At 60.0% G+C, this 20,667-nt stretch carries 14 protein-coding genes; 12 read left to right on the forward strand and 2 right to left on the reverse strand.

The window, feature by feature from the left end:
* The first annotated feature begins 60 nt into the window (after positions 1-60).
* A complete protein-coding gene (locus ACTAQJ_RS00685; RefSeq protein ID WP_498700026.1) occupies positions 61-498 on the forward strand; it encodes a hypothetical protein in 438 nt (145 codons plus the stop codon).
* Here the strand turns inward: ACTAQJ_RS00685 and ACTAQJ_RS00690 are convergent.
* A complete protein-coding gene (locus ACTAQJ_RS00690; protein ID WP_498700028.1) occupies positions 495-4,604 on the reverse strand; it encodes a type VII secretion EssC family protein in 4,110 nt (1,369 codons plus the stop codon). The two genes, ACTAQJ_RS00685 and ACTAQJ_RS00690, sit on opposite strands and share 4 nt — an antisense overlap.
* A 174-nt stretch (positions 4,605-4,778) precedes the next feature.
* Here ACTAQJ_RS00690 and ACTAQJ_RS00695 point away from each other — a divergent pair, with 174 nt between their 5' ends.
* The 10 genes from ACTAQJ_RS00695 to ACTAQJ_RS00740 all read left to right on the forward strand — a co-directional run bounded on the left by ACTAQJ_RS00695 (position 4,779) and on the right by ACTAQJ_RS00740 (position 16,079).
* Entirely contained in the window at positions 4,779-5,396 is a 618-nt protein-coding gene (locus ACTAQJ_RS00695; protein WP_477515028.1) for an acyltransferase, read from the forward strand.
* On the forward strand, positions 5,393-6,484 hold the full coding sequence (locus ACTAQJ_RS00700; RefSeq protein WP_477515029.1) for a DegT/DnrJ/EryC1/StrS family aminotransferase: 1,092 nt from the start codon (positions 5,393-5,395) through the stop codon (positions 6,482-6,484). Before ACTAQJ_RS00695 ends, ACTAQJ_RS00700 begins: the two co-directional genes overlap by 4 nt.
* Positions 6,484-7,470: a Gfo/Idh/MocA family oxidoreductase gene (locus tag ACTAQJ_RS00705; RefSeq protein ID WP_477515030.1), complete on the forward strand. Its 987-nt coding sequence runs from the start codon at positions 6,484-6,486 to the stop codon at positions 7,468-7,470. The genes ACTAQJ_RS00700 and ACTAQJ_RS00705 overlap by 1 nt, the downstream gene beginning before the upstream one ends.
* Positions 7,471-7,656: 186 nt before the next feature.
* A complete protein-coding gene (gene glf / locus ACTAQJ_RS00710; protein WP_431115700.1) occupies positions 7,657-8,841 on the forward strand; it encodes a UDP-galactopyranose mutase in 1,185 nt (394 codons plus the stop codon).
* A complete protein-coding gene (locus tag ACTAQJ_RS00715) occupies positions 8,838-10,850 on the forward strand; it encodes a glycosyltransferase (protein WP_477515031.1) in 2,013 nt (670 codons plus the stop codon). The genes glf and ACTAQJ_RS00715 overlap by 4 nt, the downstream gene beginning before the upstream one ends.
* A gap of 2 nt (positions 10,851-10,852) precedes the next feature.
* Positions 10,853-11,710 (forward strand): ABC transporter permease, encoded by an 858-nt coding sequence (locus tag ACTAQJ_RS00720; protein WP_224088060.1) that lies wholly within the window; start codon positions 10,853-10,855, stop codon positions 11,708-11,710.
* Positions 11,711-12,442 carry an ABC transporter ATP-binding protein gene (locus ACTAQJ_RS00725; RefSeq protein ID WP_498700033.1) on the forward strand — a complete coding sequence of 244 codons (732 nt, stop codon included), beginning with the start codon at positions 11,711-11,713 and terminating at the stop codon, positions 12,440-12,442.
* Between the two features lie 74 nt (positions 12,443-12,516).
* The gene (locus tag ACTAQJ_RS00730; protein ID WP_498700035.1) at positions 12,517-14,631 is read left to right on the forward strand and encodes a DUF6541 family protein; all 2,115 of its coding nucleotides are present in this window, start codon (positions 12,517-12,519) and stop codon (positions 14,629-14,631) included.
* 119 nt (positions 14,632-14,750) lie between these two features.
* Positions 14,751-15,119 (forward strand): GtrA family protein, encoded by a 369-nt coding sequence (locus ACTAQJ_RS00735; RefSeq protein WP_498700036.1) that lies wholly within the window; start codon positions 14,751-14,753, stop codon positions 15,117-15,119.
* A gap of 3 nt (positions 15,120-15,122) precedes the next feature.
* Positions 15,123-16,079, forward strand: coding sequence for a glycosyltransferase family 2 protein (locus tag ACTAQJ_RS00740; protein WP_216924011.1), 957 nt, complete (start codon positions 15,123-15,125; stop codon positions 16,077-16,079).
* Positions 16,080-16,166: 87 nt separating this feature from the next.
* On the opposite strand, the gene ACTAQJ_RS00745 is transcribed toward ACTAQJ_RS00740, so the two are convergent.
* On the reverse strand, positions 16,167-19,613 hold the full coding sequence (locus tag ACTAQJ_RS00745; RefSeq protein WP_498700038.1) for a chitobiase/beta-hexosaminidase C-terminal domain-containing protein: 3,447 nt from the start codon (positions 19,611-19,613) through the stop codon (positions 16,167-16,169).
* 216 nt (positions 19,614-19,829) lie between these two features.
* On the opposite strand from ACTAQJ_RS00745, the gene ACTAQJ_RS00750 reads away from it, so the two are divergent.
* Positions 19,830-20,636, forward strand: coding sequence for an Rv1352/Rv1906c domain-containing protein (locus ACTAQJ_RS00750; RefSeq protein ID WP_498700040.1), 807 nt, complete (start codon positions 19,830-19,832; stop codon positions 20,634-20,636).
* The last annotated feature ends 31 nt before the right edge of the window (positions 20,637-20,667 follow it).

The following is a 20,667-nucleotide window of genomic DNA, read 5'->3' on the forward strand; positions in this document are numbered from 1 at the left end:
CCTGTTAACCCGGCCCAACCAAACTCTGGATCAGATGGAAACAACGGTCCAGTGAGACCTGTGCCTGAGGGACCCATTACTCGTGGGCTGGAATCCGGTGGCAAGAAGCCCCCCGGAATCCTGATTATTTCGATCGTTGTGGTGCTGGAAGCATTGGCCCTCCTGGGCGCTGCGGCTTGGTATGCGTTCGAACTACTGACCGGAGCTCCTGTCCTGACGTTTTGGGGAGCGGTCTTCACTCTGGGCCTCTTATTGGCCTTCTCGGCCTGGCTGTTCGCGGTGGGCCATTTCCTGTTCCGCGGGTACCGATGGACCCGCGCGGCAGCCCTGGTGGCTCAGTTGTTCGTCCTTACCATTGGTTTCCCAACCATGACCGGAGGCTTGGTTCTTCCAGGGTTGGCCATGATTTTGCCTGCGCTGGCAGCGATCGTGTTTCTCTTCCAAAAGAGCGTTATCGCATATGCATCACGAGCGGGAGGGACGCAGGGCGCGCTCTAGCGAACGCTGCCATGACTTCCGATGGTGCTGATGTTCGTCGCGGAGTCGCTGGTGAACGCCACCTGCAACTGGACCACACGGTTTCCCCGGACAATTACACCCCGACCAGCACGCGGTGAGTTTTCTGTTTCCAACCTCACTCCGAGGATGTCGCCGTCCAGGGGAGTCCTCGGAGCCAGAATGAGGCCCATGCCATTGGCCTGGACCTCTCCAGCCAGTGGCAAGCGCTGAAGCAATGCCGGACCTGACATTGCAGTCATGATCACTCCTCGTGTCCGGCCGGCCAGGGCGGCGAGAGCAGCCCGCCCCTCCGGATCCAGGAGATCGGCGTCATCGACGCAGAGGATGCTTGCAGGATCCAGCGATCCCGCGGTGGCTGAGCGGGCCACGGTTGCCCAGAAAGCACCGGCAGTAGTTCCAACTCCCGGGAAGACCCACGGAACCTGGGGATTAAGGGACGTCAGGGATGCCAACACTGAAGTCTTGCCGGAGCCATGGCCCCCAATGACGATGCTGACTCCACGTGGCCCAAGGGGAAATGAGATGGGAACCGATTCGTCACCCCCAAGGCCGATCCACAAGGGAATGGAGTCCGGGGATATCCCGCTGTCCAGGTCTTCAGCCATCGCGACATCGAATTCAGACGTGCTGAGGGATTCGGGGAGGGGCCGGACCCGGAAGGGTGGTTCCGACGAAGGTTGAAGATCGACGAACGGCCAGTCCGTCCCGCTTGGTGCAGTGCGGAAATGAACCACCGTGGCTGCGCCCTGAACAAATCCACCCATGGCAACGGCGCGCCCGGGGACAGACTCGACTTCCGGAAGGCGGGGCCAGTGATAGCGCGATTCCTCCGTGGCGCCGGTTGGGAAAAATGCCCGGTTTGGGATTGCGGAGAAAAAGCGTGAGCTGACGAGTTCGCGTTCGCCGGAGATCAGCACTGTGACGCCAAGGGGCGTCCCGTCCCGGATGATGTCCCTCAAAAGATCCTCTGCCCACGCGAAACGCCCTGATCGGAGTGCTGCGGCCCATGAGCACCAGCCAGTAACCACCAGGACCAAACGGGGACTTGTGGACACGTCCTGGCCTTCGGCGCGTCGACGTGCCATTTCTTCAGTGAGCCGCTCAAGGACCCGTACCGCCAATGCCAACTGATGCAGGCCCAAGGTGGCGCCATAGCTGCCGCCTTGGAGGGGCTTTCCGAGCATTCCAGTCGAATCCAGGATGTACAGATGCGGTGGGGTTCCGTGTGCCGCCAGCATCGCCGACGCAGCCTTGAAACATTCGTGCATTCCACTGGAACTGCTGCCGATCAGGGCGAAATGACCATGGTCGGTGGGTGACCATTGCAGGGCCTCAACTGACTGCTGTTCCGGTCTGTCCACGATTCCCAACGGACCCACGGCTGCCATCGACGCGTCCGGTACGTCTTCAACATCCTTGCCTGCCACACCGAAAGCGGATAGATCTTCATTCCATGCAATGGATGCCGGCAACAGTGGGGCTACAGGTCGCCTGGGGTCGGCCCGCCCCAGGCAGCGCCAGACGGTTCGGGTTGCCGAGACCACCGCTTCCGCCCTTGCTTCCGCCTGTGCCGTGGACTTCCCGACCATTGGCTGTTTGTCCTGAGGAGGGTGCAAGGCCGCGAAGGCCGACTGAACGATTGCTGCCCCAGGGGCCCACCGGCTGACCGTGGCTGGCACAGCAAGAGACGCCGTCTGGAATTCCTCGGGGTTACCGGTGGCCCTCACAAGATACGCTCGCCCAGGGACATCGACGCCGATGGATGCTGCGGCTTTGGAATTGATGATGTCCATCGACTCCGCATCCGACTGAACACGCAGGGCGATGCTTGACGTGACGTTGGCGCGGATGTCGGCGGTCAACGCACCCTGTGGCCTTTGTGTAGCCATGACCAGGTGAATGCCCAGGGACCGTCCAATGGCGGCAACGCGCATCAGCTCACGAAGCGCTCCGGGGGCTTCGTCGACCAACATTCGGAACTCATCCACAACAAGGACCAGGTGGGGGATCGCCGTTACGGTAGCAGCAGGTGAACGTTGATATGCAACCAAGTCTGAAGTCCCAGCATCCGCGAACAACTCCTCGCGACGGCGGATCTCGCCTCGCAGGGAAGTAAGCACGCGGTCAAGATGATGACTTCCAAGGTCAGTAAGAAGGCCCACGCAGTGCGGAAGCCCAAGTAAAGGGCGTAGTCCGGAGCCGCCCTTGAAATCGACAAACAGGAATGTCACCTGGTCCGGCGAATGATTCAGCGCCATGGACGCCACGATCGTCCGCAGGAGTTCTGACTTCCCGGCGCCGGTCGTTCCGGCTACCAGGAGATGGGGTCCGTCGACATGGAAATCAAACGTCAAGGGGCCGTCCTGGCCCTGCCCCAGAATTGCCTGGAGCTCGTTTGGCCCGTTGTCTCCAACCCATCGCCGGAGTATGCCTCGAGGTCCGTCTGGAAGCAGGTCACTCAAAGAGCAGGATCCTGGTATGCCGTCGTCGGCAGCAGCTTCCCGGTGCGGATTGGACGCCACTGTGCGGCAAAACTGTTCGAAAGCCTTCAGCGGAACCATGTCCGGGATGAACTCCTGCCGGCCACCGGGGACCTGCAAGACGGCGGATGTACCAGACTGTCCTATCTCGATGGCCACGCCGGTGGGCCCGGCATAGGAGCCGGAATGCCGCAACACCTGCCACGAAGCCTCCAAGGCGGCATCCAGGAGTTTGGCATGGCGGTCATCCCCGCCCGGCGAGTCATCGAGAACGATGAGCCTGCCATTGTTGGTTCCCTTCAACCTTCGAAGAGCTGCCGTTGCGGCCGCATCATTCGTCGCAAGCGTCAGGTATGGCAGGAACCGGGCGCTGAGAGGCAGGCGGCCTATCGGTCCAAGAAAAACGATCGGTGTGGACGACGACCCTGGGAAACTTGCCAGTTGCATGACGATGAAACGGATCAGGGCGTCAACGTGCTCGGTCTGGCCATGCAACGCAACAATCGCGGGGTGCAAGCCCAGCGTCACTGGCATGGCGCCGATTGCTGGTGGACGGAAATGGGGATCTGCAGGGACGAGCCGCACATTGGCCAGCGTGGGCGCCGTACCTAGCCGGACCCACGTTCCGGAGCCGGCGTCCGTACCTTGTCGTGATGCATCAGGCGATCCTGCCCCAGGGACGGGCAATGTCAGAGGTGCCGTAGGCTTCAGGACCAAGCCTGCCGCCGGGGCCAAGGTGGCAACGATGATCTCTGCCGCAGACGGCGAACATCGGCGGCGGCGTTCGGCGTCCTGCAGTGCCGCCGTTGCGACGGCAAGCCTGAACTCCCGGCGTCCCTTCCTTCCGCTGATCATCGGAACAAGGAGGCTCAGCGCGGAAACGGCCGCAAACCCAAGGAACATCCACATTCCCGTTGCGAGTGCAAGACCAACGCCTGCTACCAGCGGGAGTCCCGCCGCAACCGCAACTGACCACCGGTTCAAAGAGCTCGTCTGACGCTGGACTTCAAGTGGCACTTGAACAGAACGGCCGGCATCGGCATGAATCCCGGGAGTGGAGCTGTTTGACGTAACGATAGTGAAGGTGGTGTTGCCGCAGCGAATTCTCGACGACGATGTCACCGTCTTTTCCCGGACTCGCTCCCCATCAACAAGTACCGAGTTCCGGCTCCCCGTGTCTGTGACGCTCAATGCGGTGCTGGACACCTCCAACACGGCATGCTCGCGGGACATCCCCGGATCAGGGATGCGAATGTCGACAGCGCCACGGCCAAGGTGGTGGTAACCGCGCTGGAGTGCAAAGACTGAGCCGGCCCCCGGTCCGGTGTGTGCCAGGAGCAGGAGCGGCGTTGCCGGAGAGTCTGACTTTTCCGCGGGACAGTGTCCGTCCACCAGGACTGCCCCGGCCACGAGTGGCGGGTGTCCGACAGTCAGGGCGGATAGGTCTTCCCCTGCAACTGACAGGGGCCCGACCCCCCGGGCCTCCTGCAATTGCCGCTGGAGTTCTGAGCCCGGCATTCCGCCGAAGGCAGTGATTGTCAGCTCTTCCGGGGGCTCCGGTGACCCGGCTTTCGGGCCGCGTACCAGTGTGCACTCAAAGATCATTTCCCCATTCCTTCCTGGATTCCCGCAGCCGTCCAGAACTGAGGCTATGGAATTTCCGGGCAGATTGCTGCCCCTTTCCCGGGCTATGTGGACAACTGTTGGCGATACCAGCTGAAGACGCTGGCTTGACGCGAGGACATGGCGTCTCGGCTAAGATGAAACTCGTTGTCGCGTGTGCTCAATGAGAAGGGACCTTCACCGGTGATAGTGGTTGCAGAGAGCGCCGATGTTTCAGACGAGGCGGTAATTGGTGATGGATCCAAGATCTGGCATCTGGCCCAGGTCCGCGAGAAAGCCGAATTGGGCGTCAATTGCATCGTCGGACGCGGTGCCTACATCGGCACCGGCGTCAAGATGGGGGACAACTGCAAAGTCCAGAACTATGCACTTGTCTACGAGCCCGCAGAACTGGAGGCCGGCGTGTTTATCGGTCCGGCAGTAGTGCTGACGAATGATACCTATCCCCGTGCTGTAGGTCCGGACGGAAGTCTGAAGAGTGCGCACGACTGGGAGCCTGTGGGCGTCACTATTCGTGAAGGAGCGTCCATTGGTGCCCGCGCCGTGTGCGTCGCTCCCGTGACCATCGGACGCTGGGCCACCGTAGCCGCCGGAGCGGTTGTTGCCAAAGATGTCCCTGATTTCGCGCTGATGGTCGGGGTTCCGGCCAAACGGCGGGGCTGGGTCGGTAAGGCGGGCTTCCCGCTGCAGAACATTGGCGGGAACTGGGTATGCCCGGAAACCGGCGCCATATATGTTGAACAGAACGAGACACTTCGAGAGGTAGAGGCATGAGCCCCGAATTCATTCCCCCCGCCAAACCCATCATTGGCGACGACGAGCGCAAGGCCGTAGAGGCAGTTCTGGCCTCCGGCCAGCTTGCCCAAGGCTCGGAGGTTGCGTCCTTCGAGCAGGAATTTTCCCAAGTACTTCTGGACGGCCGCGCAGCTGTCGCCGTCAACTCTGGCACCTCAGGGCTGCACCTTGGCCTTCTGGCCGCCGGCATAGGCGCCGGCGACGAAGTCATTGTTCCTTCCTTCACCTTCGCAGCAACGGCCAACTCGGTCGCGCTGACCGGAGCCACGCCAGTCTTTGCCGATGTTGACCCGGATTACTACACGCTGGATCCTGCCTCTGTTGAGTCGAAGATTACCGACCGCACGGCGGCGATCATGCCGGTCCACCTTTATGGGCACCCCTTCGACGTCGATGCCATTGGCGCGCTCGCTGCGAAGCACGGGGTCAAGGTGTTCGAGGATGCGGCCCAGGCTCATGGTGCCGCTGTCAACGGCCGCAAGGTCGGAACCTTCGGCGACTTCGCCATGTTCAGCCTTTACCCCACGAAGAACATGACCTCCGGCGAGGGTGGGATGGTCAGCACAGGCCTGGCCGACGTCGAACGTCGCCTCCGTCTCTTGCGCAACCAGGGCATGGAGCGCCAGTACGAGAATGAGCTGGTTGGCTTTAACGCCCGCATGACCAACATCCATGCAGCCATCGGCCGCGTCCAGCTGACAAAGGTCGAAGGCTGGACCAAGACCCGGCAGGAAAACGCAGCCTTCTTTGACGCAAACATCGAAGGCGTCATCACCCCGAAGGTAGCCGAGGGGTATGAGCACGTCTACCACCAGTACACCATCCGCATTACCGATGACCGCGATGGTTTCGCTAAGGCATTGCGTGAGGAGTACAACGTCGGCTGTGGCGTGTACTACCCCATCCCGAACCACCGCCTTGCGCCCTTCCAGACATCGGATGAGCTGCCTGTAACTGAGGAATCTGCAGCCAGCGTGCTGTCCCTCCCGGTGCACCCATCGTTGAGCCAGGATGATCTGGACCGTATCGTGACGGCCGTCAACGCCATCGCAAAGGCAGGAAGCTAGTGGCAAACCTCCGCGCAGGCCTCATCGGACTGGGTATGATGGGCCGCCATCATGCCCGCGTAATCCGCGAGCTTGACGGCGTTGACCTGGTGGCTGTCGCGGATTCGTTCGGCGATCCACACAATGTTGCTGATGGCCTGACTGTCTACAACACAGTTGAGGAACTGATTGAGCAGGGAATCGACATGGCAGTGGCTGCCGTGCCGACCATCCTGCATGAGGAAGTGGCGTTGCGGCTTGCTGAGGCTGGTATCCACTGCCTCGTCGAGAAGCCGATCGCGAACGATTCCGAGTCGGGCGGACGCATTGCCAAGGCCTTCGAAGCCAATGGCCTCATCGGCGCGGTCGGTCACATCGAGCGCTTTAACCCTTCCCTGCAAAGCCTTCGCGAGCGACTCGGGAATGGTGACCTTGGTGACGTTTACCAGATCAGCACAAGACGGCAGGGACCCTTCCCGGCGCGCATCGCCGACGTCGGGGTGGTCAAGGATCTTGCGACGCACGATATCGACCTCACCGCATGGCTGGCGCAGAGCAACTTCGTGAACGTCGTAGCGCACACGACCTCCCGCAGTGGCCGCGAACATGAAGACATGGTTACAGCCATTGGCCACCTCAAGAGCGGTGTCGTAACCAACCACATCGTGAATTGGTTGTCACCCATGAAGGAACGTACAACGGTCGTTCTGGGCGAACGTGGGGCATTCATCGCCGACACCATTTCTGCAGACCTGACCTTCGTGGAAAACGGAACGTTCCAGACGGACTGGGATTCCGTTGCGGCCTTCCGGGGCGTATCTGAGGGATCCTCGACCCGCTTTGCCCTTGCCAAGCGGGAGCCGTTGAAGATGGAGCATGAGGCGTTCCGTGACGCAATCCTCGGAAAGTCGATGAACATCGTGACGATGGCGGAAGGCCTTGAGACCCTGCGGGTCGCTGAGGCAGTGCTGGACTCCGCCAAATCGGGCTCTGTCATCAGCCTCTGAGACTCCAAATCAAGCATCGCCTTTGGGGGAGGCTGGCCACGTGCCAGCCTCCCTCTGGTGTTTGTGGACCCCAGCCGCCCCTGCTCGGCCAAGGGCCCGGATACGGGGAACGCACGCCAAGTCGGGTAGCCTTGACCAGTAGACGTGGGCACTTCTGTGCCCGCACGCCAATACACAGGAGAGTTTGTGAACGCTGATCTCGTCGTCGTCGGCTCGGGTTTCTTTGGCCTGACCATTGCAGAACGCGCCGCTACCGAGTTGGGGCTAAAGGTCGCGGTTCTTGATCGCCGCCACCATATTGGAGGAAACGCCTACAGCGAGAATGAAGAGAAGACGGGAATCGAGGTGCACCGCTACGGAGCGCATCTCTTCCATACTTCGAATGAACGTGTCTGGGAGTACGTGAACAGGTTCACCAAGTTCACGAGCTACCAGCACAAGGTTTACACCAGCCACAAGGGCGAGGTGTACCCCATGCCGATCAACCTCGGCACCATCAACCAGTTCTTCCGTGCAGCAATGAGCCCCACCGAAGCTCGTCAGCTCATTGCGGAGCAAGCGGGCGAGCTTGCCGGCACTGATCCCCAGAACCTGAATGACAAGGGAATACAGCTGATCGGGCGGCCCCTGTACGAGGCGTTCATCAAGCACTACACCGGCAAGCAGTGGCAGACGGATCCGAAGGACCTTCCCGCGGAGATCATCTCCAGGCTCCCCGTGCGTTACAACTACGACAACCGCTACTTCAATGACTCCCATGAAGGGCTTCCGGTCGACGGCTACACGGCGTGGATCGAGCGCATGGCGGACAACCCCAACATCGAAGTTATCCTCAACACGGATTTCTTTGACGATGGCGAATTCGGCCGGTCCTCGGTCCTTGGCCAGGTTCCGGTGATCTACACAGGCCCCGTAGACCGCTACTTCGACTACGCCGAGGGTGATCTCTCCTGGCGCACGATCGACCTCGAAGAAGAAGTGCTGCCGATTGAGGATTTCCAGGGGTGCTCGGTGATGAACTACCCGGACCCGGAGACTGCTTTCACTCGCATCCACGAGTTCCGCCACTTCCACCCTGAGCGCGACTACACGAAGGACGCGACGGTCATCATGCGCGAATTCTCGCGTTTTGCGGAGAAGGGGGACGAGCCTTACTACCCCGTCAACACATCAGAAGACCGCAGCAAACTGCTCGCATACCGTGATCTTGCACGTGGCGAGAAGTCTGTACTGTTTGGCGGGCGTCTTGGAACGTACAAGTACTTGGACATGCACATGGCCATCGGTTCGGCCCTGTCCATGTTCGACAACAAGATCAAGCCGCACTTCACGGGCGGCGCCAAGCTGGAAAGTGGTGGAGTGGACGCATGACCGCCACAACAAACGAAAGCCAGGAGACTGCCATGACGGCCACAACAGCCGCAGACAGCCCGGCGTCGACTGAGCAGAACCTTCGAATAGTCCAGCGTGTGGTTTTCCCGGCCAACCGCGACCTCGATACCCTGCCGCTCTATGTCGATCCGGACACCAATAAGGTCCGCAAGCAGGACGACAACGGCACAGCAGTTGTTCAGGCAGTGGGCATGGCCCGCAAACTCCACCCGGAGGACATCCTGGACCGCGGGTCGGTGCAGGTGCGCCGGGGCGAGCGTCTTTCCTTTGGCTCCTACTTCAATGCCTTCCCGGCCAGTTACTGGCGCAAATGGACCATCGCCACAAAGACGGTTCTCCACATCGAGACCGAGGGCGAAGGAACGGTCATCGTTTACCGGTCGAATGCGCGCGGCGCATCGCAGCGCGTGGACTCGATCCTCGTTGAGGGAACTGCGTCGAACGAGTTCGAACTTACGCTCGCTCCCTTTGGCGATGGCGGTTGGTACTGGTTCGACCTCATTGCCGGCGGCGATGGAATGACGCTTAAGAGCGCCCACTGGGCTGTTCCTGATGAAGGCAGGCCCCAGGGGAAAGTCACGCTGGGTGTTACAACGTTCAACCGTGCCGACTACTGCCTTGAAACCATCAAGTCAATCGATGCCGACTCCGGTCTCCGTGAAATCCTCGCGGAACTGATCATCGTGGACCAAGGCAACAAGAAGGTGGCCGACGAAGACGGGTTCGACGCCGTCGCCGCATCCATGGGCGAGCAGCTGCGCATCATCAACCAGGGCAACCTTGGTGGTTCGGGTGGGTTCGCCCGCAACATGTACGAGATGCTCGTCTCTGACAAGAGCGACTACGTTATGCTTCTCGACGACGACATTGAACTTGAAACCGAAGGTGTGCTGAGGGCGGTCGCATTTGCCGACCTATGCCGTAAGCCCACCATCGTCGGCGGACACATGTTCGACATGTATAACAAGTCCGTTTTGCACGCCTACGCCGAAGTAGTGAATTTTTACCGTTTCCTCTGGGGACCCGTGGAGGGCCTGGGAAATCACGACTTCTCCGCAGAAGGCCTTCGCTCAACGCCACTGCTGCACCGCCGCTGGGATGCTGACTACAACGGTTGGTGGATGTGCCTCATCCCCAAGACCGTCGTGGAAAACATCGGACTCTCCCTTCCCGTGTTCATCAAGTGGGACGACGCCGAGTACTCCTTGCGTGCCCGCGCGGCAGGTTTCCCGACCGTTACCCTGCCGGGTGCAGCGGTGTGGCATGTCTCATGGGCTGATAAAGATGACTCTGTGGACTGGCAGGCTTACTATCACGAACGCAACAGGCTCATCGCGACTCTTCTGCATTCGCCGTTCCCCAAGGGTGGCCGGATTTTCCGTGAAAGCCTGAACACGGACATTAAGCACTTGGTATCGATGCAGTACTACCCAGAGCAAGCTCGTGTGATGGCTCTCCGGGACGTCTTGGAGGGGCCAGGTAAGCTCCACGAGCAGCTGCCCACCACAATGCCCAAGCTCCGTGCCATGCGCGAGGAATTTGTTGACTCCCAGATCAAGACCGATCCCGGTGCCTTCCCTGAGTCCTTCCGCAAACGTCCGCCGAAGAAGCCCCAGAGCTATAAGCAGCCGGGTGCTCTTGGCCTGCTGCCTTGGGCGGTTAAGACTGTCCTGAAGCAGACCCTTGCTCCGGTTCGCGATTCTGCCAAGACCAACCCTGAGGCCCATGTTGCACATCAGGACGGCAAATGGTGGAGCTTGGCGCATCTGGACAGTGCCGTTGTCTCCAATGCCGATGGCACAGGAGCGTCGTGGTACCAGCGCGATCCCAAGTTGGCACGCCGGCTTCTGGTTGAAACGACCCAGCTGCACGCGCAGCTTTTCTCGAATTGGGAGACGCTCCGGGCCCAGTACCGTGCGGCGCTGCCTCAGATCACATCGATGGAGTCCTGGCGAGAGACGTTCGATGCCTCGGAGCCCAAAAAGTAGCGATGGCCAACTCCACTGATATTTATGCTGTTCCAGGGGTAGGTGCCGGTCTGCTGGATGTGTTCCGGCGCCGGTACCTCCTCAAACTGATCGTCCGCAAGGAACTCAGGGTCCGCTACCGGGGTTCTGTGCTGGGCCTGGCGTGGTCATATGTGAAGCCGTTGGTCCAGTACTTGGTCCTGTTCTTTGCCCTGGGCATCGTCCTTCGCGTGGGGGACCAGATTCCCAACTACGCCCTGTACATGTTCTCCGGCGTCATTGTGGTCAATTTCTTCACGGAAGCGTTTTCGAACGCTACGCGCTCCATCGTGTGGAATGCCGCGTTGGTGAAGAAGATCTACCTGCCTCGGGAACTTTTTCCCGTGGCGTCGGTCTGGGTCGCTGCCGTGCATTTCCTTCCCCAACTGGTCGTCTTGCTGGCTGCTGCCCTTTTCAACGGGTGGCGACCAGATGTGATGCAGCTGGTGGGTGCAGCGCTGGGCTTCGTCATTGTGGCCGTAACCGCCACTGGCCTGGGCCTCCTGGCAGGTGCCATCAACGTGTTTTTCCGCGATGCAGAGAACATCGTGGACATGTTGATGATGATCGTCACCTGGACTTCACCCGTCCTCTATGACTGGACCATGATCCGTCGTCTTGCCCCGGACTGGGTCTTGACGATCTACCAGCTCAACCCCGTGACCGTGGCGGTGGAATTGTTCCACTGGGCGTTCTGGTACCCGACGGTCACCAAGCCTGTCGAACTGCCCCCTCACCTGATGTTGACGGGGTTGGCTGGACTGGGGATGGCCGCAGTTTTCCTTATCATCGGCCAGCTGGTGTTCCGCCGGCTCGAAGGCCATTTTGCGCAGGAGGTCTGAGTGGGCGCCGCCGTCATAGTCAAGGGCTTGAAGAAGACCTTCAATTTGCGTCACTCGCACTCCCTTAAGGAGACGCTTGTGTGGCTCGTCAAGGGACGCAAGGGTGACCTCACCAAGAAGTTCGATGCCCTGCACGATGTCAGCTTCGAGATACAGGATGGGGAGACCGTGGCCCTTCTGGGTTTCAATGGCTCCGGTAAGTCCACGTTGCTTAAGTTGATTTCCGGTGTCATCCTGCCGGATCAGGGCACTGTGCGGACCAAAGGCCGCGTTGCCGGCCTGATTGAGGTTGGGGCCGGGTTTCACCCGGATTTGTCCGGCCGTGAGAACGTCTTCCTTAACGCCGCGATCCTTGGAATGACAGAGCAGGAGATCACCGAGAAATTCGACGAGATCGTCGCTTTCTCGGAAATCGAGCAGTTCATCGACACGGAAGTGAAGTTCTATTCTTCCGGAATGTTCCTGCGCCTTGCTTTTGCGGTGGCAGTTCATACGCAGCCGGATATCTTCCTTGTGGACGAGATCCTGGCTGTTGGCGATGAACCTTTCCAGCGGAAGTGCCTGGCCAAGATTAAGCAGCTGTCCGACGAAGGCAGGACCCTCGTGGTTGTCAGCCATGACCTGGACATGATTTCGCGGATCTGCGACAGGGGAGTCGTCTTATCCTCCGGCACTGTCCAATTCGAAGGTCCGGCTGACCAGGCTGTCGCCTGGCTGCGGGAACGCAACTAAGTCCGGCATCCAATAGCAAGAGTCGTCTGTCAAGGGATGGCTAGTGGAAGCATCTAAGAAAGGCGATCGTAGGAATGGGTATCGGCCCGCTGCTGTTGTGTGTACTCCTGATCGTTGTGTTGTGGTGGGGTCCAGGCTGGCTTCTCGGAGAAGCACTGGGAGTGCGGCGAACCCTCCTGCCCGTCGTGGCACCATTGTTGGGCATGGGTGCCCTGACGGTCATCGGTGTGATGGGCAATTCCTTGGGGTTGAGCTGGCAGCTGCTTCCTGTATCCGCCGTTTTGCTGGTGTTGGCTGCTGTCCTGCTGGCTCTACGCCTCCTGTTGAGGCGTAGATTCCCTGACAAGTTCCAGACTCCCCTCCGAACACAGCCAAGCATTTTCGGTAAGCATCGATTTGCCGGCTCCTGGTGGATCCTGCTCGTAGGCCTTCTTGCAGGCGGAGCCGTCGCCGCCGTGTCATGGTTTGTCGGCACTGAGGGCCTCCTGGGGATAAACCAGGACTGGGACATTCCTTGGCATGCAAACATGATCCGGCTTATCTCGGTGAATCATGAATGGGATCCGGCCATAGCGGGCAACTTCGCCTACTACGACACCACTATTTCTGATGCGCCCATCAGGAGCTACCCGATTGCGTTCCACGCAGTGCTCGCGCTGTTCTGGCCGATGAGTGCTGTCAGCATCCCGGTGTTCCTGAATGTTTTCGTCCTGGTGATGATGGCCGTTCAGTTGCCCCTGAGCGCCATGGCCTTGACCATGATCCTCACACGCCGCCCGGTTGCCGTCGCCGCCGCGGCTGCAGTCTCGGGATGGTTCACGGTCTACCCCTATGACTTACTGTGGCGTGGCCCGCTGATTCCATTTTTCGCTGGCATGCTGTTGGTGGGTCCATTCGTCTTCCTGGCAGTCAAAGGTGCCTTGGAGCGGCAAAAGTTCTGGGTTCTGGGCATTGCCTTCGGAGCAGTGGGCCTTATTGCCGTGCACCCCTCCCTGGCATTCGTAGTACTGCCGGTTCTTTTCTTCTGGCTGCTCTCCGCGCTGATACGGCGCAAGGGCAGGATCCTGGGCATTACTGTTTACCTGGCGGTGTCAGGGGTTCTCGCGGCGATCATCGGCCTGCCGATCATTACCCAGATGCTCAAGGAATCTGAGCGCGTCTCCAAGATGATGTGGGCACCGGATACTGATCGCAACGGTGCCATCCAGAACATTGTTCTCCTGAACCATGGCTCCATGGCCATGCCGATCCTGACAACCCTTGTTGCCCTTGGCTGCCTCGCTGTTGCCTTCAGGATCCGCATGTGGTGGTACTTTGGCCCGGTCCTGGCTTTTGCGTTTCTGTCTGTTTACACCATGGGCAGCGAGAGCCCCCGTTTCCTGAACCTGACAGCACCTTTCTACGACGATCAATGGCGCATTTTCGGCGTCCTTGTCATGCTCCTCGTGCCGCTTGCGGGCTTGGGCGTTGCCCAGTCCGGAGAGGCAATCGAATGGGTCGTCCGGCGGTTCCGCAATCGTCGGGCAGAATCCCACGAGTCCGGCGGCACGAATGGGCGCAGGCCGAACCACGTCGTCACGGCAGCGGCCGCCGTCGCGGTTTTGTTGGTATGCGGGGTCGGCGCGATCCCATATTTCAAGCAAAATGCCCAGCGCATCAACATCAATACAAAGATTGATGGCCCCACCCTCAGCTCATCCGAAGTGGATCTGCTGAGCAAAATTGACCAGTATGTTCCCCAGGACGCCACCGTGCTGAATGACTCCTGTGATGGTTCCGTATGGATGTACGCACTCGGGAACCGAATGCCGATGATCCGGCACTTCGAAATACTTCCTACCAACCGCCAGCTGCTTGTCCTTCAAAAGCTCCCTGAGTTGGCGACTGATCCCGACGCACGGGCGGCCGCATCGGAGCTTGGTATCGAATGGGTGTACATAGCTGACGGTCGGATCCGGGCCTGGGATGAGCCCAAGTCGGGGTTGACCCATCCTGATTCCATCCCTTACTTGAAGCTTGTTGTGCGTGATGGAAACGCAGCCTTGTACCGGATCGATTGGTCCCAGCTGCCAGGTGGCAAACAAGCCTTCGACGCCGCTGCCAAGGACCGAGTGCAGCTTGACGGAGTCCCGGGAATCCTCGAGAACCGGAAACCCGATGGCATCGCCCCGCTTGGAAGGATCTGCTAACCAATGAAGGCATTCATCAAAAAGTTCCTCTCGTCCAGTTTGTTCAGATTCCTCGTGGTGGGCGGTCTGAGTTTCATTGTGGATCTCGGTCTGCTGGCGCTCTGCTTCCAAGTCTTTGGTTGGCCGCTTTGGTTGGCCACGGGCGCAGGATTCTGGGTAGTTTCTTCTTCAACTACTTCCTGCAGCGCCACTTTGCCTTCGGGGGAGGCGGAACGGCTCTCGGTGGAGTGCTGCGGTACTCAGGACTCCTGGCCTTCAACACTGTGGCGGTCATGGGAATCGTGGAGCTCTTCCAGTTCCTGGGTGCCGGATATGTTGCCGGTAAAGTGGTTGCGACGATTGTGACCATGGGATGGAACTACTTCATTTACAAGCACTGGATCTTCCCGCAAAAGAAGCAACCGAAGAGCGCCAGCGGACAGACAGATGGCGCGTCGGGCACTGACGCGCCAGCACAGAAATTCACACCTAACAGCAGCGAAGGATAATCGATGTATCGAGGCGTTCGAATTGCCGCGGTAGTACCGGCCTATAAAGAAGAGAACCACATCGCACAGGTGATCGAAACGATGCCTGATTTCGTCGATGACATTGTCATTGTTGATGACTGCAGCCCCGACGACACCTCCGGGGCTGCCCTTCGGGCGGATGACGGCAGGGTCACCTTGATTCGGCATGAGGTCAACCAAGGCGTGGGTGGCGCCGTTCTGACGGCGCATAAAGCGGCAATGGAGTTGGGCTCCGACATCAACGTTGTGATGGCCGGCGATGCCCAGATGGATCCGGAGTACCTGCCGCAGCTGCTCGATCCGGTGGTGGATGGTTACGGTTTTGCCAAGGCCAACCGCTTCTTTTCCGGTGAGTCTTTTGCCGGCATGCCTGGCTACCGCATCTTTGGCAACATCGTTTTGTCGTTCATGACAAAGCTGGCCTCGGGTTACTGGCACATCTTCGACCCCCAGAATGGTTACACGGCGATCCGGACGGAAGTTCTTCGTCGCCTGCCAATGAATAAGGTGGCCGCACGCTACAGCTTTGAGAACGACCTCCTGATTCACCTGAACATCCTCGATGTACCGATTGTGGATGTCCCAATTCCTGCTGTTTACGGCAATGAGGTTTCCAGCATCAAGCTCCGGAAGGTGATCCCCGAGCTGCTGGCCATGCTCTTTGGCGGCTTCTGGCGCCGTGTTTGGTGGAAGTACATGGTCTGGTCCTTCTCAGCGGTGGCTCTTCTGCTGATCGCAGGCATCGCCCTTATTGTCATGGGTCTCGTGGCAGGGATCTGGGTTCTCGCCGCAAGCGTAGGATCTCCTACCGCGGGATCGGTGATGTTGGCTGTTGTGCCCTTTGTGCTGGGAGTCCAGATGCTGTTGGTATCCCTCCAACTGGACATACAGGCAAGTCCAAACAGACCCACGATGCATCCCATGAAGGAACGTACGTAGGGAATTCCTGTAACAAGAAGGGGAGGGTCAGGACGCTTGGCGTCCTGACCCTCCCTTCTCTTTCCTGCCGGGGTCACGTCCTTGCTGCTAGGGGAGCGACGTGAACCCTCCCCAGCCCCACCCGACCTGGCTCCGGGAGAGCCATCCTGATGTTCCGTTACCGGGGTACAGGAAGAGGTTGCCACCGGAGTCGCGCGCAAGGACATCGTTCTTGCCGTCTCCGTTGAAGTCGCCGGGGCCCAGGATTGCAGTCATCCCGCTCCAGCCGCTTCCAACTTGGACCCTGCTCAGCCAACCGCCGGTACCGTTGCCTGGATAGAGCCATAGGATCCCCGACGTGTCCCTGGCCAGGACATCGGTCTTGCCGTCGCCGTTGAAATCGCCGGTACTCAGGATGGCCGTCATGGAGTTCCACCCAGTGCCAATCTGGGCGCTTGATACAAAGCCCCCAGTGCCGTTTCCGCGGTACAGCCACAGGACACCAGCCGAATCCCGCGCCAACACATCGGCCTTGCCATCGCCGCTGAAGTCCCCTGGCGCGAGGATGAGCGTCATGCCCGACCAAGCCGTGCCGGCCTGCACCCTGGGCTGGAGCCCGCCGGCCCCGTTTCCGGGATAGAGCCAGAGGACGCCATTGGTATCACGCGCCAGGACGTCGCTTCGTCCATCACCATTGAAGTCCTTGGTGGGAACGATCGCGTTCAGCAAGTTCCAACCAGTTCCCAGCGAACGTTGCGTCAACCAACCACCGCTGCCGTTACCCGGGTAAAGCCATAGCGTGCCGCCATTGTCGCGTGCCACGACGTCGTTCTTTGCGTCGCCGGTGTAGTCCTTCCATGTGTTGGCCGGTGGCGCCGTCACGATGTAGGCCTGGCTGATGATCGCCGAACTGTTGTTGGACGGATCCACCGCGAAGTACTTCAAGGTCATCGCGGCCGTCAGCGTGATGGCTGTGGAGTACTTGTTGGCGGCTGTGGCAGTCGGAGTGGTCCCGTTGGTTGTGAAGTAGATGCTCGAACCCGCTTCATTCACCGTGAGGGTGATCTGCTGGTTCACCGGGTAACTGCCCGCAGGTGGAGTCACGGTGACCACCGGTGGGGTAGTGTCCAAGACCGTGTAAACGCTGGTAGTGACTGCAGAAGCATTTCCATACGCGTCCACAGCAAGGGCCTTTACGGTGGTGTTAGCCGTGAGTGCGAATGGACTCGAGTATGCTTTCGTGCTTCCCGCCACTGCAGTAGCGGGCGTGGTGCCATCCGTTGTGTAGAAGATGCTTCCAGGTTCGCTGGAAGTCATGGTGACAAGCTGCCCTGATGCGTAGGCTCCGGCAACGGGTGCAACCGTCAGAACCGGTGCAGTGTTGTCAAGGACGTACGTCTGGGTCGCTACCGTTGAAGAGTTGCCCGCGGTGTCGCGTGCAAAGTACTTCAACGTCATCGACGACGTCAACGCGATCGGTCCCGAGTAGACAGGACTGGACGTTGTCGGCGTCGTGCCATCGGTGGTCACATAGATGGTGGCTGCTTCGTTCACAGTGAGGCTGATGGTTTTGTTTGCCCCGTACGTTCCTCCGGCCGGATCGACAGAGACCACAGGTGGGGTGGTGTCGGCAGCGAAGACAGTGACATTCCTGGTTGCGGTGGAGGTGTTCCCTGCGTTGTCCATGGCTTCCACCGTGAACGCGACAGGACCATTGGGTACGTTGGCGTAGGACTTTGGCGATGTGCACGCTGTGAAGGCGTTGGCGCCCAGCTTGCACCTGAACCCGGCAACGTCAGTGGACGTTGAGGCAAAGACGAACGACGGCGAGATGCCCACTGTTGCGCCTTCTGCAGGAGAACTGATGGATACCTGCGGTGCGGTCAGGTCGGTGGTAACAGTCACCGATGCCACGGTGCTGATATTGCCTGCCATGTCTGTCGCCCGGACCCGTAGGACGTGCTGTCCTGCGGTTGTGAGGTTGAAGACATAGCCGTTACTGCAGGCCGTGAAAATGGTGGTGGAATCGACCGAGCAGGACAGGACGGAGTCCGCCTCCGAGGTCACGCCCAGGACAGGCGAACCGTTGACTGTAGCTCCAGCAGCGGGTGAGGTGATCACCGGGGCGGCTGGGGCAGTCAGATCAACCGTGAATGCCCGGGATACGGGCAGCCCTGTTGGTGCCGCACGAACGGAGAATGTGTAGGCGCCGTTGGTCAAGGCGGTTGCAGGCGTAAACGTTCCACTCGTGCACACTTGCCAGACAGGTGTTGCGGTACTCAATTGGAGACTGCATTCAAGGGCACCGCCCGGAGGCGTTGAGGCCACAGTGAAAGTAGGAGTGGAATCATTGGTGAACGCCGGGTTTGCTGCCTGGGTTCCGTTAGCCGCCGTCGGACCGCTCACAATCGAAGGTACGACGCCACCGAGGCTGAGCAACCTGCCCTGCTGGGTTGGCTTGGCAGGATCCAGCTGACCTGGGTCTTCCATGAGCAGGAGCTTGCCGTCGCGCATGTTCAGTCCACCGATCTTGCTGAAACCGAGCGCCCATTGGTTGGTTACGGTATCGGTGCTTAGGTCGATACGCGAGACGGTGTCCTTGCCGGCGTCGGCTGTGGTGGTTCCGCCACCGGTTCCCGTGTACAGCACCAAGGGCGACTGCCAGTCGTAGTAGATGGCCGTCGGCTTGCCGACGTTATAGAGCGGTGCTGGTACGAAGTTGGTCAGCACTCCGTCCTCGGGTGCGGTGAACACGGTCAATCCTGAGGTTTCAGCGACATAGACCACTACGTTGCCGGCACTGTTGCGGTGCGTGGCGGCAAGGCTCAAGGAGCTTGAGTTAACCGAAGCGATTGATTCGATGCTCGGATGGAGGGCCGTCGGATCCACGATCTTCACAATCGACCGGGCATTGCCGAACGACAAATAGATGTTGCCATCGGGGCCGTCACTGACCGCGTTCGGACGGAGGTCGCCGTCGAAAATGGTCAACTGGCTGTCATAGTCGAATACGCCTGTGCTGGGCTTCCAAACCGCGCGGACTACCTCGGAACTTCCGACGGCGGCATCCGGAATGAACGCGATTTCGTCGCCCGAGCCGTGATTGGCAGGCGACGGATCAATCATTGCGGGAGTTCCGGCCAGGGCCGGTCCACTCTTATGGCCAGCCAACGTGCCTCCAAGGCAGGTGCCTGTTTCGAGCCCGCCCGGGGTGGCGCCCGCAGCTTCGGTCACGCGGCAGAATCCGGCACGCGCATCTGAGACCCAGATCCTTCCGGCCGGGTCCACCACCGAACCTGCGGCTTTCGTGAGACCAACGGCGACGGTTTGGCGGGCTTGGTCAGCGCTGGCAGCCCCCGCTGTGAATACACCTGTGAGCGCTGCTGTAGCCAGGCTCGCCGAGGCGATCAGTGCGGTGACTTTGTGGCGATGCCGTCCTCCAACCGTCCCGCTGATGGCGGAGGGATGGGAGTTTCCATGAGATGTTCTTGAGCGACCGGCGAAGGCAAGACACGCCAAACCAAGCTGAAGAACACTGCGATTGCGCGTGTCCACCGAGGGATCCCCACTTCATTCGGATGCTCCCCAGCTCCGCATGCATTGGTTATTCGCCCCACGCCGTTTCCGGCTGCGTCTACGTACATCTTCCCCCAATTTTCACATTTGTCACTAGGTACTTTTCGATGCGGGACATTTTTTTGGTCCCCTTTCGCCTTTCCCGATGTCTTGACCGGGCAATCCCAGCCCCGCACGATTGAGGTGGAGGTCACAATGCGCAGACTGTTTCCGATGGTGGTGCCGCTGGTGATGCTGTTGGTCGCCTGTACGCCATCGCCACAACCACCCCCGGGAACGAGTACCTCGTCGACAACAACCGGCACGGCAACCACCAGCGCCACAGCGGAGCCCAGCCCCTCGCCGTCGACGGTTCCCAGTACTGGCACCACGGGTGACGGCGAGCCCTTGGGCGACGGTGATGAACCTGGCCGCTACGCCTATCGATGCACAAGCCTTGACGCCTCGCCGGAAGTCCAGTTGTCGAGTCTCGCCGAGGTCTGGGCTGCCACCAACTACACGCGGATGGGCTCCTGCGAAGTCACTTACACCGGAACGGATCCGTTCGAGCCAACGCCCCGGGAAGCAGAAGCAATTTCGACGGCGGCGCCACAAGGACCGGGCGACGATGGAGGCCTGGCAGTGTTGTTGGACGTCCTCCGGCTCTGCACGCGGGTCAGTGATGAAAGCGGTCCGGGTGGATTTGAGGAAGCCGGACACGGGACGTTGCTTGCCGCGGCCTCACGCTGCGCGGATGCTCCGCAGGGCAAAATCATCGCAGCCTGGGCCGAGGGCACAAGGATGGCTGATGGCAGCCATTTGGTGGGCGATTCGGTGCAACCTGGCAAATATCAAGTCGTCAAGCAAGGCCCTTCGGCAGCGGATTGCAGGTGGTCCATAGCCGGCGCAGGGGGTGCAATTGCCGCCGAGGGAGGACTTCCAGCGGTGGGCGAAGGCGTCGATCTTGCTGCCGGCCAAAACTTTACTAGTGACAAATGCGGAATTTGGGGGAAGATGTACTAAGACGCAGCCGGAAACGGCTTGGGGCGAATAA

The organism is Arthrobacter sp. alpha11c, assembly GCF_054149985.1.

What these genes read in the sequence shown, in the direction of transcription:
- ACTAQJ_RS00690 (WP_498700028.1), bottom strand. Translation starts at nt 4,604, where the DNA reads ATGATCTTTGAGTGCACACTGGTACGCGGCCCGAAAGCCGGGTCACCG.
- ACTAQJ_RS00700 (WP_477515029.1), top strand. Translation starts at nt 5,393, where the DNA reads ATGAGCCCCGAATTCATTCCCCCCGCCAAACCCATCATTGGCGACGAC.
- ACTAQJ_RS00715 (WP_477515031.1), top strand. Translation starts at nt 8,838, where the DNA reads ATGACCGCCACAACAAACGAAAGCCAGGAGACTGCCATGACGGCCACA.
- ACTAQJ_RS00720 (WP_224088060.1), top strand. Translation starts at nt 10,853, where the DNA reads ATGGCCAACTCCACTGATATTTATGCTGTTCCAGGGGTAGGTGCCGGT.
- ACTAQJ_RS00730 (WP_498700035.1), top strand. Translation starts at nt 12,517, where the DNA reads ATGGGTATCGGCCCGCTGCTGTTGTGTGTACTCCTGATCGTTGTGTTG.
- ACTAQJ_RS00740 (WP_216924011.1), top strand. Translation starts at nt 15,123, where the DNA reads ATGTATCGAGGCGTTCGAATTGCCGCGGTAGTACCGGCCTATAAAGAA.
- ACTAQJ_RS00750 (WP_498700040.1), top strand. Translation starts at nt 19,830, where the DNA reads ATGCGCAGACTGTTTCCGATGGTGGTGCCGCTGGTGATGCTGTTGGTC.